This is a genomic window from Thauera sp. WB-2 (assembly GCF_027594845.1).
GTDB classification, from domain to species: Bacteria; Pseudomonadota; Gammaproteobacteria; order Burkholderiales; family Rhodocyclaceae; genus Thauera; species Thauera mechernichensis.
In genome coordinates, this window is the sequence record NZ_CP088935.1 from 4,162,132 (window position 1) to 4,176,533 (window position 14,402).

The 14,402-nt window shown below is 66.0% G+C and carries 14 protein-coding genes and 1 tRNA gene; 6 read left to right on the forward strand and 9 right to left on the reverse strand.

Going from position 1 to position 14,402, the window contains the following annotated elements; all coding sequences use genetic code 11:
• Positions 1-2: 2 nt before the first annotated feature.
• From LQF09_RS18850 to LQF09_RS18865, 4 genes are all read left to right on the forward strand, one after another.
• Positions 3-686, forward strand: a complete 684-nt coding sequence (locus tag LQF09_RS18850) for a hypothetical protein (RefSeq protein WP_270068711.1) — start codon at positions 3-5, stop codon at positions 684-686.
• Between the two features lie 20 nt (positions 687-706).
• Positions 707-1,531, forward strand: a complete 825-nt coding sequence (locus tag LQF09_RS18855) for an LIC_10091 family protein (protein WP_270068712.1) — start codon at positions 707-709, stop codon at positions 1,529-1,531.
• A 142-nt stretch (positions 1,532-1,673) separates the two neighbouring features.
• Positions 1,674-1,748, forward strand: a tRNA-Gly gene (locus tag LQF09_RS18860).
• A gap of 238 nt (positions 1,749-1,986) precedes the next feature.
• Positions 1,987-3,840, forward strand: a complete 1,854-nt coding sequence (locus tag LQF09_RS18865) for a tyrosine-type recombinase/integrase (RefSeq protein ID WP_270068713.1) — start codon at positions 1,987-1,989, stop codon at positions 3,838-3,840.
• 47 nt (positions 3,841-3,887) lie between these two features.
• Here the strand turns inward: LQF09_RS18865 and LQF09_RS18870 are convergent, their stop codons facing one another.
• Positions 3,888-4,667 carry a substrate-binding domain-containing protein gene (locus LQF09_RS18870; protein ID WP_443081766.1) on the reverse strand — a complete coding sequence of 260 codons (780 nt, stop codon included), beginning with the start codon at positions 4,665-4,667 and terminating at the stop codon, positions 3,888-3,890.
• Between LQF09_RS18870 and LQF09_RS18875 the strand changes: the two genes are divergently transcribed.
• On the forward strand, positions 4,621-4,920 hold the full coding sequence (locus LQF09_RS18875) for a helix-turn-helix domain-containing protein (RefSeq protein ID WP_270068715.1): 300 nt from the start codon (positions 4,621-4,623) through the stop codon (positions 4,918-4,920). The two genes, LQF09_RS18870 and LQF09_RS18875, sit on opposite strands and share 47 nt — an antisense overlap.
• 26 nt (positions 4,921-4,946) lie before the next feature.
• Here the strand turns inward: LQF09_RS18875 and mobH are convergent, their stop codons facing one another.
• The 3 genes from mobH to LQF09_RS18890 form a co-directional block, all read right to left on the reverse strand.
• Positions 4,947-6,791 (reverse strand): MobH family relaxase, encoded by a 1,845-nt coding sequence (gene mobH / locus LQF09_RS18880; RefSeq protein ID WP_270068716.1) that lies wholly within the window; start codon positions 6,789-6,791, stop codon positions 4,947-4,949.
• 203 nt (positions 6,792-6,994) lie between these two features.
• Positions 6,995-7,915 carry a nucleotidyl transferase AbiEii/AbiGii toxin family protein gene (locus tag LQF09_RS18885; RefSeq protein ID WP_270068717.1) on the reverse strand — a complete coding sequence of 307 codons (921 nt, stop codon included), beginning with the start codon at positions 7,913-7,915 and terminating at the stop codon, positions 6,995-6,997.
• Entirely contained in the window at positions 7,908-8,666 is a 759-nt protein-coding gene (locus tag LQF09_RS18890) for a type IV toxin-antitoxin system AbiEi family antitoxin domain-containing protein (RefSeq protein ID WP_270068718.1), read from the reverse strand. Before LQF09_RS18890 ends, LQF09_RS18885 begins: the two co-directional genes overlap by 8 nt.
• A 230-nt stretch (positions 8,667-8,896) precedes the next feature.
• On the opposite strand from LQF09_RS18890, the gene LQF09_RS18895 reads away from it, so the two are divergent.
• Positions 8,897-9,259, forward strand: a complete 363-nt coding sequence (locus tag LQF09_RS18895; protein ID WP_443081767.1) for a DUF3742 family protein — start codon at positions 8,897-8,899, stop codon at positions 9,257-9,259.
• A gap of 28 nt (positions 9,260-9,287) precedes the next feature.
• On the opposite strand, the gene LQF09_RS18900 is transcribed toward LQF09_RS18895, so the two are convergent.
• From LQF09_RS18900 to LQF09_RS18920, 5 genes are read right to left on the reverse strand one after another with little or no spacing between them, the layout of a single operon-like run.
• Entirely contained in the window at positions 9,288-10,820 is a 1,533-nt protein-coding gene (locus LQF09_RS18900) for a conjugal transfer protein TraG N-terminal domain-containing protein (protein WP_270068720.1), read from the reverse strand.
• Positions 10,821-10,835: 15 nt separating this feature from the next.
• Positions 10,836-11,189: a hypothetical protein gene (locus LQF09_RS18905; RefSeq protein WP_270068721.1), complete on the reverse strand. Its 354-nt coding sequence runs from the start codon at positions 11,187-11,189 to the stop codon at positions 10,836-10,838.
• A complete protein-coding gene (locus LQF09_RS18910; protein ID WP_270068722.1) occupies positions 11,186-12,592 on the reverse strand; it encodes an integrating conjugative element protein in 1,407 nt (468 codons plus the stop codon). The genes LQF09_RS18905 and LQF09_RS18910 overlap by 4 nt, the downstream gene beginning before the upstream one ends.
• Before the next feature lie 10 nt (positions 12,593-12,602).
• Positions 12,603-13,547, reverse strand: a complete 945-nt coding sequence (locus tag LQF09_RS18915) for a TIGR03756 family integrating conjugative element protein (RefSeq protein WP_270068723.1) — start codon at positions 13,545-13,547, stop codon at positions 12,603-12,605.
• Positions 13,544-13,981 (reverse strand): TIGR03757 family integrating conjugative element protein, encoded by a 438-nt coding sequence (locus tag LQF09_RS18920; RefSeq protein ID WP_270068724.1) that lies wholly within the window; start codon positions 13,979-13,981, stop codon positions 13,544-13,546. The genes LQF09_RS18915 and LQF09_RS18920 overlap by 4 nt, the downstream gene beginning before the upstream one ends.
• Positions 13,982-14,402: the final 421 nt, after the last annotated feature.

The following is a 14,402-nucleotide window of genomic DNA, read 5'->3' on the forward strand; positions in this document are numbered from 1 at the left end:
TGATGACGGCGTCGATTTCACCCACTGCAACCCTGCTGCCCAGCAACGAGACATTGCTCGCATTCTGGGAGGCACTGCTGGCGGGCTCGCTCGCCACCCACGAGTTCGAGGACATGGTCGGCAGGCATTGGCAGGAACGACGTTTCCTGCGCCGCTGCCCGGCTGCTGTCGAACAGGTCGAGGAGATCATGCGCGCGCGCCACGACCTCGAGTCCGCGGGCTATGGTCATGACATCGGCGACATGCGTTTCGAGAGCCTGCTGCTGACCCGGTCGATCGGCGGACCGTCGGCAATCCACGTGCGCGCCCCGGCCGAGCGCCACCCCGATGGCCCATTGAGGACACGCAACCGCGAGCCCCATGTACACGACTCGGGACGTATTGCGCTGATCACCGCGGACAGCGCTACGTTCTTCATCGAACATCCGGGCCGGCGAGGCGAAGCAGTACTCAGGGTGGCAGTGGCGCGCGGCGACATGCTGTTCTGGCCCGCCGGCCTCGCCCACACCTTCGATGCTGGCAAGGGTTTCAGCCTGGTCTCGGCCATGGCACGCCACGTCCCGCCTGCATCCACCGAGTTCGCCTTGCCGGCGTCGGCGCTGGGACTCGATCTCGACGCCTGCGAGGCGTTCGACTACGGCGACATCGAAGCGCAGATTTCACCGCTGCCCCCCGCTCGACACTGATGACAGCGGCTTCGACGGCCATGCGCACCGAGCTGCCCTGGCTGCTCGGCGGACGCCCGCTGCGACCCGACCGCGGCGGCTACACCGTGACGATGCGGGAGGACGAAGGCACCGCCCGCGCTCTCGCTGCGCTGCGCGCGAGCCGGCACGCGGCGCCATGCATCCATGTCGGCTGGGGCAGCTTTCGCAATCTCGACATCGCCGCGGCCAGAAGCTCCGCCAGCGTGTATCTGTGCGACATCAATCTGCATCAGTTCCGCGTCTGGCGAGCAGTACGCCAGGCATTGCACGGGGCCGACTCACCCGCAGCCTTCGTGGATGCAGTCGCCCCGAAACTGCCCCAGCGCCCCCGCCTGCGGATGTTCTCCACCGACGTACGGGACTGGATTGGCCGTGAGCTGTCCCGCCCCGACAGCTGGCTCAACGAACGTTCGACAGAGCGCTACCGGCACATACGCGAGCTGTTCGAAACCGGCGCCGTCAGAGTGCTCCAACTGGATCTTGCAACCTCGCCCGACGCCCCACTACGGCCCTTCGGACGCCTTGCCGCACGACTCTCGGAGCGGGCAAGCAACGACGGTTTCGCTGTGGACACGGTATACGTGTCGAACATCCCGTTCATGCTGCAACAAGCCGTAGGCTTCTTCGGGGAAGACCAATCATCGGACGGACGGAGCGTATCCGCCGCGTTGCACGCAGTCCGCCACAACCTTGGATTGCTCGCCTCGCCCGCCGCCCTGTTGATCACGGCTGAGCACCTGGCAACGACGAGCACAAACGACAATCTGCAGTGGCGCACCGAGGTACTGCAGCTCGATGCGTATCTGCAAGCAGGACTGCCTTGAGGCCGCGCCACGACGCATAGCCGCAGTCACGCCGTCATCGCTGACACCACCTGCCGGGCTCACCTGGACACATTGCATCGGACGGCCTGCGCCCAGTAGAATGGCGACCTTGTTCGCTTCGGCCAGGGGCCGGATGCGCATGGCGGGTGTCGTATAATGGCTATTACCTCAGCTTCCCAAGCTGATGACGAGGGTTCGATTCCCTTCACCCGCTCCACCGCATCATTCTGCGGACTTCCGCAGAAGTCCAAGAGAGTCTGCAAGTCGTTGCCACACAAGGACTTTTCCTCTCTTTGACGTTCTGCCGCGGTCCACTGCGATCCGCCTACAGCCGGGACTTTTAAGTCCACAAACAAGTCCATTTTTGCGGGCGCGGCTGATTCCGGATTGTTGATGGAGGGGCGAGGTCGACGTGACCAGCATCTGGTTCCTGACTCATGTTCAGGAGCAAGAGCATGGCACTCTCAGACCTGGCCGTTCGACAGGCCAAGGCAACTGGCAAGGCATACACCCTCCCTGACCTGGATAGCCTCTCCCTGGCCGTCACGGCTGCAGGGGGCAGGACTTGGCACTTCCGCTACTACTGGGCGGGCAAGCAGAAGCGGATGTCGCTCGGCACCTACCCGGAGGTGACACTTCGCGAGGCCCGCAGCCTGCGCGACGAAGCGCGCGCCCTGCTAGCCAAAGGCACCAATCCTCGCGTACACCGCAAGCAGAAGCGCACTGCTGTCCGGCTCGCCGACGAAAACACCTTCGAGGCGGTGTATCGCAAGTGGCTCAAGCATCGCGGGCTCAGCCTCAAGGAAGGCCGGCAGACGACCCTCTCGATACTTCCGCGCATCTTCGACAAGGATGTGCTGCCCACCTTGGGCAAACGGTCGATCTATGAGATCAAGCGTCCCGACCTCTTGGAGGTGATCGCCAAGATCGAGAAGCGCAAGGCGCTCTCCGTCGCCGAGAAAGTCAGGACGTGGTTCAACCAACTGTTCCGCTACGCGCTGGTGATCGTGCCGGGCCTGGAGCAGAACCCCGCCTCCGATCTCGATGTGGTGGCGCTGCCGCTGCCACCCGTCAACCACAACCCGTTCCTGCGCATGGCCGAGCTGCCGAAGCTGCTGCAGCGGCTGCGCAGCTATCGCGGCAGACGGCAGACCCAGCTCGGGCTGCGGCTATTGCTGCTGACCGGCGTGCGAACCGGAGAGCTGCGACAGGCGATGCCGGATCAATTCGATCTGGACCGGGGGCTGTGGATCATCCCGCCCGACGTCGTGAAGCAACTCCAGTTGGATATGCGCAAGAAGCGGCAGCAGCCGAAGGACATCCCGCCCTACATCGTGCCGCTGTCGATTCAGGCCATGGAGATCGTCCGGCACCTGCTGGATGAGTTCAAGCCGGCCCAGCGCCACCTGTTCCGGCACGACAGCGACTTGAAGAAGCGCATCAGCGAGAACACGCTCAATGGTGCCCTCAAGCGCATGGGCTATCAGGAACGCCTGACGGGGCACGGCATCCGCGGCACGATGTCCACCGCGCTCAACGAGATCGGCTACCCGAAGGTCTGGGTGGATGCACAGCTCTCGCATGTCGATCCCAACAAGGTCAGCGCGACCTACAACCATGCCGAGTACGTGGAGCAGCGTCGCCGCATGATGCAGGACTGGGCCGATCGGCTCGACCTCTTCGAGCAGAACCAGGTCGAGGCGGCCAGCATGCCGCTCACCGTGCATCTGGAAGGCGTGCCCGCATTCCCGAGTGAGCAAACTGCAAGCGCGCCCTCCGCGCCGGTTGCCGCTTCGCCAATCCTGCTCGTGACGAAGCCGGGTGACGCCATGCCGTTGGTTTCTGCCGCCGCACATCGGCTGCCGGCGGTTCCGCCCCCTCGATCGGCCGCGCCGCTGGTGCCTTCGGACATTCAGCGCGAGAGGATGGAGCTGTTCGATGTCTTCGAGGCGCCGCACAACCTTCCCGTCGCTGCGTTTGCCAAGATGGCGGGCAAGTCCCGCAGGTGGATCAGCTACGAGATCAAGGCGGGCAACTTGCTGGCGTTGAACGTGGGCAACCGCGGCCAGCGCGTGCCGGATTGGCATCTCGACCCACTCAAACACGAGTTGATCCAGTCCGTCCTGAAGCTGACCAGGGGTGCGGACCCTTGGCAGATCTACCATGCACTGCTGCAACCGCGCTCGATGCTGCGAGGGCATTCGGCACTGGAGGGCGTGACGGCCAGCAATCTCGACAAGCTCGTCATGGCAGTGAGCACAGCCGTGAAGGAAAGCGAATGGACCCCGTCGCGAGTCGGGGTCGCCTAGCAGCAGGAATGCGGGATCGTGGCGAAACCGCGATTCCCGCGCGTCTGTCAGGACACCAAGCGCGCGCGGCGGGCGAATCTTGCCTGGGTGTCCGACAAGGAAGCGTTGCGGCGGAGCAGGTAAGCCATCACGATCGTTGGTGCGCCGGCCAGCGGCCGCACTGCGATGCCTCGGCGTAGGTAGCTCGCCAGTCTCGTGGCAGGCGCAATGGCGATCCCGTACCCGGCGGCAACCAGCGTCATCGCCACTTCGAACGTCTCCACCGTTTGCTCTCGCTGTTGCAGCGCGTTATCGAACACGCGCTGTACGGTCATGCGCCACGGTTCATGAGCCGTGGACTGCGAGCAGATCAAGGGCTGCTTGAGCACTTCCTCGCACGGCACTTCACGGTAGGCCAGCAGGTGGGAGCGCTTGGCCACGGCGACTGCCAGCGTGTCATGCCACAGCGGCTCGCATACCCAGCCAGGCCACTGCCGGGCAACCGCAGACAAGGCGAAGTCGAAGCCGTCGCCCGGCAGCTCCGCGCCTCGACCGGGATCTGTCCATCCGGCCAGGACGGCATGGGTCTCCGGCTCTTCGGCACGCTGCAGGGCGAGCACGTCGGCGAGCTGGGGAGGCACCCATTCGCCGAGGATGGCCATGCGAATTTCGGCGGTGATGTCACTCGATTCCACGTCCAGCTCCCCCCAGGCGGTGAACTCGCGGCAACTGATCTCGAAACCGTTGAATGAGTTAAGTTTAACGTGGTTTAAATCGTGACCGTGTTCGACGCTCTTGGCAATGCCAAAGCGTTCGATCCAAAGGGGCCGCCCCACCGGCACCACCACCTACGAAGCGGAACCAGCCATCGCGTTTGGGGCTGCCGTGCGGGAAGAAAGAACCAACCAGGGTATCGCTCAGGAAACGCTGGCCCACATGGCCGGCATCGAACGGTCGCACATGGGCAAGATCGAGCGCGGTGAGCATGTCCCCACGCTCCCTCTCATCCTCAAGATTGCCCGTGCGCTGAAATGCAGTTCCGCCCAGTTGATGACTCTGACCGAAGCCAAGCTGGCAGAGTCGGCCCCATCCGCAGATTGAAGCCGGCCCGCACAGCGGTCGCACGCCTACGCCTGATCGTCGTCCTTGCCCCCAAGGGCTGAATCTTCGCGCTTTGCGGCCTCGTTGACGAGCCGCAGGTATGGGTTGTCTGGCGGCGTCTCCTGGAACAGCGCATCCGGGCTGGCGAGCAGGTAGCCGTGCAGCCGGCGCGACTTGCGCGGCCCCGTGACTTCGCAGGTCCAGATGTTCAGCCCGCTCGGCTGCTTGCGGTGCTGCCCCAGCTTCTCGAAGCGCTTCTGCACCCACTGCCACCCCTCCAGCTTCTCCTGCTTGGCCAGCGCGGCGACTTGAAGGTACTCCTGCGCGTAGCGCTGGAACACGCCGGGGCTGACGAGGTAGGTCGTACCGGCGACGGTGTGCACCAGGGCCTTGGCGTCGTTGATGATGAGCTTGCGCGTCTGGATGCTCTGACGCAGCCAGGCGATGAAGTGCGCCCCGGAGGGCTCCGTGCGATCCTGGGCAGGCGCGAGGCCCATCTGCGGCGGGGGCACGGTCGAAGGGGTCGGCTCGGGCTCGGCAACAGGGGAACTCGGGATCTCCGGTGCCGTGGGTGGAGCGGTGTCGCCCAGCAGGTCGAGCAGCGCGGACACGCCGGTATCCGTGGCTGAGGATGCGATCGGCGCCGTGCTCGCGGGTGCAGCTTCGATGCCTTCCAGTTGCGGCCCATCGGCCACCGCCGGCGCCTGCGGCTCCGCTTGTTCCTCTTCGACCTGCACACGGCCTGCGAACGGGGCCGGCCGGTCGGCGGCATCCCAGATCATCGCCGGCGAGAGTTTCAGGAAGGTAAAGGCGTGCGACCAGCCGGCGTCGCTGGTGACGGTAGCCTTCCAGATCGCCTTGCCATCCGGCGTCGGTTGCACGATGCCGTGATCCTGCAACACGTTGAACACCGCCGTATTGCTCGCCGGGATGCCGTCGATGCTCTGCGACAGCAGATGTGCGCGCAACTTGTCGGAGACGGTCTTGCTCACCAGCCACAAGGCGTCGTGGGTCAGCCAACCGTCCGCCGGGCCGGCCTGGTTCAACTTGAATTCTTCCTTGAGCAGGTAGCGCAGGCCGTCGAGCAATTTGCGTTGCAGCGCATGCTTGGGCGCCGCCAGCGCCTTGCTGGGATCGCCGCCGAGTTCCTGGGCGACCGATGCCTGGTCGGCCTGCACGACCAACTCGCCGAGCGTGCCGGCGTGCTCGTACTGGCCGGCCAGCACGTACAGCAGCGCGGCCCAGAGGTCGGGATAGCCGCTGAGCCAGTCGAAGATGTCCCGATCGAGAAGGCGCGCGTAGAGCAGCCCGGTGGCGGCGCTGTGCAGGCGGTACTCACGCTCCTTTCGGTAACGGAAGCGGTAGGGCTTTCGCAGCGGGCCGTGCCAGGGATGCCAGACGCTGCCGTCGGCATGCTCGACGTGCAGATCGACCGCAATCTTGCCGATGTCGTGCAGCAGGGCCGCGTAGGCCGTGCCTGCGGTCCAGGCTTCGGCCTGTGCCGCCTGTGCCTCCGGCGTGACGCCCGCAGGCAGCAGGTATGACTGCCGCAGCTTCAGCGCATAGGCGACGATCTCCAGGCCGTGGTCCAGCATGCCGCCCGGATAGGCGTGGTGGTGGTTCTCGGAGGCCGGGAACTGCTGGACCAGCTCGGCGTAGCGCTCCAGTGGGGCGAGGTAGAGCGTGGCGAACTGCCGGCGCGAGAGCGATGTGCGCTGCCAGATGTGTTCCAGTAGTTTCTGCCGGCGCGGCGTGGCCAGCAGCGATGCGGCCGACTCCGGCCGCATCGACCCTTTCGGAGTTCCGATGGCGGAGGTGGGCGGCGTGCCGGCGGTGGGTGGCACCCTTTTGCGCTGGAACAGCGAGAGCATGGCGAACCCCGGATGACGGGCTGCTCGGAGGAGCCTTTTGGCCTTTTCAGGATAGGGCCTTTCCCCTTGGCGCCCTTCCTTTGCCCCTTCCCAGCCCTTTGGCCTATGTCGGAAGCCTTTGCGTATAGGGCCGCTGCTTTGCGGGTGCCACGATGAATGCGGCATGGGGCAATCCCGGCAAGTGGGGCGCTGTGGGACGTTCGTCAGCTCTGGCCCAAGCCGGTTTCGAGGGCGGCGGATTGCGCTGCGAAGTCGTCGGGACGGCGCTTGCGGAAGGTTTCGAGATTGGCGAGCTTCCAGCGCAGGGCCGGCAGTTGAGCGGCGTGTGGGCATGCTACCCGCGACCAGTCCGGTTCTGCGCGCGCCAGCCCGCTCAGAAACCGCTTGTGCGCGGTGCTCAGTCGCTGTGGCAGCTCGCGCCGCAGCCTGGCGCGAGCGTCGAGCAGCATCTCCAGGGAGCAGTCCACTTCGGTCATGCCGACAAAGGCCCGCTCGTACTCGCCGGCGATGTCCTTGTCGTTGCCGAACAGCACTTCGTGGGGCGGCCGGTTGTGGCCCGCCAGATAGATCACGAAGCACTCGACCATGCCGTCGCTGATGTCGCCCGATTCGTAGAGCTGCCACACGTCGAACAGGTCGCGGGGGTGCTGCCGATCCAGCGCGGCCACCAGCTTGCTGGCGTACAGCTCGTCCGGTGCCAGAACCGGCAGCTCGAACTCGACGCCGAACAGATCGCTGGTCCTGGCGCTCAGCGGCCGCCGCTCGACGGGCAGCACGCTGCCGCGGAACACGACGTTGACCTCGATCTTCGCCTGGCTGGCGTCGTTCTCGACGATCAGCTTGGTGTCCCCCAGGTCCCTGGCGCGAACCAGGCGTGTCTGCACGCCCAGTGGTGCAACGCGCGTGGCGATGGCGGCCAGCTCCTGGTTGATGGCTTGCAGCGCTTCGTCGCGCGGCGTCTGCCACGGGAGGTACACCACGTCGATGTCCACCGACAGGCGCGGCATGTCCCGCACGAAGAGGTTGATGGCCGTGCCGCCCTTCATGGCGAAGATGTCGTTGGCGAACACGTCGGGCGCGACGGCCAGCAGCAGGCGAACGGTGTCCGCGTAGGTCTTATCCATGAGGTCTCAGGCTCAGCAGGGTGCCGTCATCGAGCCGGCTCATCCAGCGCGTGTTGCTGCCGGTGCGAACCGGGTACTGCTCCAGCAGGGCATCGACATCCACGAGGCGGGTCTCGCGCGCCCAGGTGAGGAACAGGCGCACGGCCTTCACGCTGGCGCAGCAGGACAGCAGTTGCCCGAGCATGTCCTTGCGGGGGGAACGCAGTCCATCGAAGAGGTTGCGGGCCTCTTCGAGGCTCTGCTTGACGCCGGCTTCGTACAGCAGCTCCAGCACGGCACGTTCGGGGGCTGCCACCCGCAGATCCTCGGGCAGGCCAGGCGGCGTGGTCAGGGTCTTGCCGGCCAGCGCCGTGTCCGGCCAGTCGAACAGGCGGGCGTGGACGTAGCGGGCCGGAAAGCGCGAGGTGAACCAGGCCGGCAACGCGAAACGACCGTCGCCCCACAGCACCAGCGTCTCGCGGCTGCCCAGGTTGTGCCGCACGCCCTGCAGGGCCAGGGCGCTCTTGCCGCCGACGTGCAGGCCGGGCACGCGCTGTTGCAGGAACTTCAGCGCACCGTAGACCCCGAACTCATCGTTCGGGAAGGCATAGACGCCATGGGCCAGGCGCACGAGCCACCCGCCATCGGCATAGTGGGCGGCGAGCTGTGGCGACACCCCGAACTGGCTCAGGGTGGCAAGGTCGAACGGTGCCCCGCGGGGGAGTCCCGCCTGCAGCCGCTTGATTACCTGGTGCCTAGAATTTCCATCCATGCTATAAAAATAGCACGGAATCCAATCAGGCCCTAGAGCCGTTGCAAGAACGTGCATGGAAAGTAGCATAAGGTTTGATTTATCGTGCAGAATCTAATCAACCTGCGACCCGAAGCCAACCCGGCTCTGCCAGCCGCAACCCGCCCTCCTGATCGCGGTCTATGCTGGAGGGCAAGCCACGACCGGCCACTCCGCGAGGTGAGGCACCACTGAAGCCGAGGCATATGAGCATGACCACCAACACGCACAACGGGCGCTGGAGCCACCGGCTGGGCCGGGGGGCTGGCCGTGCTTGGCGTGGATACCTGCGCCGCGAGCAGCGTGTCGCCGGCTGGCTGGTGACGCGCGGGGTGCCCGCAGGCGCGGCGACGGCGGTGCTCTGGATCGTCAAGCTGGCCGTACTTGGCATGCTGCTCTACACCGTATCCTGGCTCGTCCTGCTGCTGGCCTTTGCGGTGGTCGCCGCATGGCTCGCGCGGAACGCCGACGAGGAAGACGAGAAGCAGCCGGAACTTAGAGACGGACACTCGGGCGTCGGCCTGTACGACAAAGATGACTGGCGGATCGACATGGGCGATCCCGACGAGCCGTAGCTGCCGCATCAACGCGAGAGAGTGCTTCTTACTTCGCAGCACCTTTCGATACAGCCGTCATCGCAAGGCGAGAGCCACTACCCCCAGCCGACTTTGCATCGGACGTGCCAGTGATAAGACCGCCCAGGAAGTTTCCAGCGCGAACGCCTGCCCATCCGAGTGCCATGACCCAGAACGTCGGCAACACGATGAACATCGTTGCCATGACGAAGTTCAGCAGCATGTCACCGAACGCATTGTTCAAGCCGATCAGCGGATCGAAGTTCGTGTGCGGCCTGTCCGCGCCAAACCCCCAGCCGTAGAGCGCATCCAGGATCGTGCTGTCGATCCAGCGTACGAGCTGGAACCAGAAGTCCACGAAGAACAGCGCGAACTGGACGCAGCTCACCGTCATCACCGTCTTCAGGTCGTAGGTGCCGATCAGCAGCACCAACGGGATGCAGATGACGAGCGCCATCTTGAGCATCGTCAGCACCATCGGCAGCGCTTGGCGCACCACGTCCATCGCGGGGAAGAAGGCCAGCGAGCCGACGGTCAGCCCCAGGTCGCCCGCGCCGCGCGTGACGACGTTCGGCAGCGTCTTGTCGATCTGGCCGCCGTAGTCGGTGTAGACGGCGCCCTGGTTCATCTTCTGCTGCCGCGGTGAGACGACGGCGCGAATCACCGAGTCATTGACCTCGCTCTGCGACAGGAACCCTGCCCAGCGCCCGATGCGGGTCAGCAGGTCCGGGGCGACCTGTGCCAGCAGCCGGCTGCGCAGTCCCTGGCCGCCATCGGCCCACCACTGGCGGCAGGATGGATAGCCGCCGCCGCTGTCCACCTGGGCCAGCCCCGCATCGCGGGTCGCGTCGTAGGGCCAGGCCGTGCGTGGGGCTTTGGCGCGATAGGTGTCATAGAAGCCGGGCGTGTCGAGGAAGTAACTCGACCCGATCCAGGTGACGTCGTTCATCTGCTCGTCGGAGAGCGTCGGCCGGCTCATGAACAGCTTGGCGCGCGACGGCCCGTAGCAGTCGTGCGTGAAGTCGGCGACCTCCTGTGCCAGCACCGGATCATCGATGCGTGTGGCATCGACATCCATGCGAATCTGACGCAGGTCCGTGCCGCAGGGAATCGCCGCCACCGCCGCGCCGGTGACCGCCTTTGAGATGGCGTGCATGAAGAACCACCACACCGGCACCAGCGCGCTTTGATCGTTGAGCGCCGTGTAGACGTTGGACCAGCCCGTGTCGTTGGGCAGCGGGACGTTGACCTGGCATTGCGCGGAGCGCGTGGTGTCGAACCTGATCGTGGCGAGATCCACCGGGATGAACGGGATGCCGGCGAACATGATGACCACGATCGCCACCCACACCCGGTTCTCGATGCGCATCGACGACAGCACGCCCTTGTTGCCCTCGTCCGCACCTTCGCTGCGGGCCTTGAGCCACTCCTGGATCACGATGGCCACGAACGGCAGCGCGAACACGCCGCTGGCCACGAGAATGCTCCAGATGCCGTTGTTGACCACCCAAGCCACCAGGGTCAGGTAATACTCCAGGTAGTCCGTGGTGTAGAGCGTCATGCCTGCCTCCCTGTCTCAGCCGTGCCGCAGCAGTTGGCTGGCTTCCAGCGCGACCACGGCGATCACGGCCGCGATCTCCGCGCGCAGCAGGCGCTGATGCGTCTCGCGTGACGGCTCCCGCCGCAACAGGCGCCGACGCATCCACCACCAGCCGTAAGCCGTCGCTCCGTAGAGGCACAGCCGCCACACGAAGAAGTGGCCGGCGTGCGCCTGCAGCCAGTGCTGCCAGCCCTCGACGCCGCCGACCACGTGGATGCCCGCGATGTTCACCACCGCCGCAGCGGCCACCACCAGCAAGGTCCACAGCAGCGCCACGCCGACGCGGCGGTTGAACAGCCATGGCAGCCGCAGCCAGGCCAGCCGGCTCATGGCGTACCGCTCCGCGGCTTCTGGACCTCCCGCAGACGGTCGCGCGTGGTGTCGCCCTCGAAGACGCCGCGCGAACCGGCAGCGCGGGTGCTGTGGCGCTGGATGATCGCCATCGCCGAGTTGCCGGCCAGCGTGCGCCGCAGCTCCAGCTCAGTCTTGAGGTTGTTGATCTCCTGCTCCAGTGCGCTGTTCTCCTGGTCGACCGCCTGCACGGCCAGCTCGTTGGCGGCGACGTTCGGCTCCTTCTTGCCGGTCAGCAACGTGCGTTGCAGCAGCAGGGCCTTCTCCAGCACGCTGGACAGCGCCGCCTCGGACGCGAGGCGCCTGCCCAGCACGTCCTGGTCGGGCTCGTCACGCAGGGCCTCGATCACGCCGCGGGTGATCGGCAGCGAACTGCTGCCGGCCGCGTCGAGATTGGCCAGCGTCGTCGGCCGGGCGCCCGTCACCAGTTCCTGCAACACCTGCAGCTTGGTCTCGTACTCTTCCTGGATCATTGGCGTGAGCCCGACGCCAGGCGTGGTCTGGGTCTTCGTGCAGTTTTCGCAGGTGCGTTGCTCGCGTTCTCCCAGCACGCGGGTCGCCCAGTCCGCGGCCGCCTGGGGCGAGGACCAGGTTTGGCAGGTCAGGCGGTTGCCGCAGGCGCTGCGCGCGATCGACGAGGTATCGGTGGCGCTGCGCCCGTTGAGCAGGTTGTAGCCCGCGCGCGTCACGTCGCCGACCACCTTGATCGAACTATGGCCGGAGCCGCCCGCGTTGCCGCCGCCGACCCAGGGCACACCGTTGTTCCCTTTGTTGGACTCGGCCTGCTCGATGGCGGAGACGGCGTCGGTGCTGCTGACCGCATCCCGCAGCGCCATCCCCTCGGCGAGCTGGTCCCAGCCGGCCTGGCCGCCGGCCATGTCCGCCATCCGATTGGCGATGGCCCGGCAGGTCATCTTCGAGCGGTCGAAGTCCAGGCGCGCCTGCAGGATGCCGTTGGTGAGCAGGTTGTACAGGCCCGGGTCGGCGCGCTGGATGATCAGGGCCGGCAGCGAGGCCACGGCGCTGGTGGCGTTCTGGATCACGTTGCTCATGATCGTCTGGAAGCCGTTGGTGATGCCGTTGAGCTGGTTCTGCAGCGTCGTGGTGATGCTCATGTCGCCGCAGATCAGGTTGCTGTTCCAGCCGACGCCGACGCCGATGCTCTGCATGTTGCCGGCACCACCCATCGACACGGCCCGGCCGCCGCCGATGCTGTAGAGCACGTCGTCGCCGATCACGCTGCCGCTGACGTTCACGCCATTGGGGTCGATGCGGGTCTGCGCCCAGGCGACGCCGACGACCAGCGTGATGGCCGCCACGAGCAGCGTGGCCCGCAGGGGCGACTTCGCGCGGCGCAGGAAGTCAGGGAGGGAGGCGTTCATCCTGGGTTCCTCACATGAAATCGACGCTGCCGAGGAAGACCTGGCCACGGCGCCGGCAGCAGGAGTACGGCCGCCACAAGGCCCAGGCGTAGTCGCCCTGCTGGGCCTGCACGCGGGAGCGGCTGTGCGGGAAGACCACGCAACTGTTCGAGAGCGTGGGCGTCAGCTCCTGCCACTTGCCCGTCGAGGCGTCGGTCTCCATCAGCGCGCCGGCCGGCCAGTAGCCGTCGCGGGCGTTGGCCAGCAGGGGCTGATACACGTGAATCTGGTTGCGGCGCGTCACGATGTCGCCCGCGCGCTGCGCGACCACGGCGCCGCTCTTGTGGTCGTCGGTCTGGTGCAGGAAGCCACCGCGGGGATACACGTTGCCCCAGAGGTTCAGGCCGGTGCGCGTACCGATTTCGCGCCGGCCGGGGATGAGCGCTTCGGGGTAGAACGCTTCCGGGATGTTGTAGCGCCAGGCGATCGTGTCGAGCGTGCTCAGCAGATACGGCATGAAGGCCGTGCCAGCGCCTTCGCAGGTGTAGCCGGAGGCGCTGGCGAACTGGCTGAACACCATCCCGGCCGGATGGCCGATGACATCGGCGTTCTTGAACTTGGCGAGGTTGTTCTCGTTGTCGTGATTGGTCGTGCCGTCACCGCCAGCCTTGGCGGTCGGGTTGGGCATGCTCATCGCCCTGACTTCCAGCCACGGGTTTTCGCCGGTGTTCGAGTAGCTCGACACCACCGCATCGGGGACGTAGTGGCGCACCTTGACGGAGGTGCGCACCGAGCAGCCGAAGGGCGTGCAGTACAGCCAGTAGCAGATTCCGACCACGCGGTATTCGAGGCAGTCGGGGGACAGCGCCGAGGAAACGATGGTGGCGGTGTCCAGGGCGAACGTCGATGTGGCCGTGCCCAGCAGCAGCGAGGCAACGGTGGCGCGCAGGCGCCGGCGTGCCAGCAGGAGGCTCATGGCTGCGTGCTCCGGTAGGCGTTGATGCGCGCGACGGCGCGGGACACGTCGGGCTCGCCGTAGACCACGTAGCGTCGATCGACCACCACGGCGGGAATCTTGGCGATGCCCAGTCCCCAGGCATCCGCGACACCTTGGTAGGCGTGGGCGATGCGGCGCTGCAGGGCCTCGCCACCGTCATGCAACCGCTGCCGCACCAGGGCTGCGGCCTGTTGCGGGTCCGCCGGCAGGTGCGCGGCGAGTTCGACCTCGATGCGCGTGGCCTGGTCCAGCTCGATGATCCGCACGCCGGCCGGGGCCTGCACCGGATGATGGCTGTCGGTGACGACGATGACATCGTCGGCCCAGGCGGAGGGGCCGAGCAGCGCAGCCAAGAGTCCGGCCGCAAGCAGGCGCCACTGCGCAACAAGCGGGTTGGGTATGGGAGCTGGCATGTCGAGCCACCGTGAAAACGAGCAGGGTGGGTAGTCGACTCCAGGGGGGCGACGGAAGCGACCGTCAAACCGGAATCGGCGCTCTCCGGTTAGATGCGACAACGGCAGCGAACGTCATGGGCTGCTCAGGATTACATTACGGCGATCAACTGCGCGGCGGCGCAATATAGGCTGGGCGCCGAACGCCATCGCGGTTGCGCACTGGCACCGTGGAAACTGCGCAGTGCTGCCGGATCTCTGCGTAACGGCCCCGGTAGTTTGCACACCGGTACCACGAAGCCTGATGCTGCTGACGCTCATGACCGCGGTGTTGCCGCTGATCTATACCAAGCGCAAGGGGTGGATGCGATGAAGCAGTGCGCCTGTTAGAAAGGCATCGAATGCAGACTTCGGGTCCTTCGTCCGTGCCTCAATGATTGGA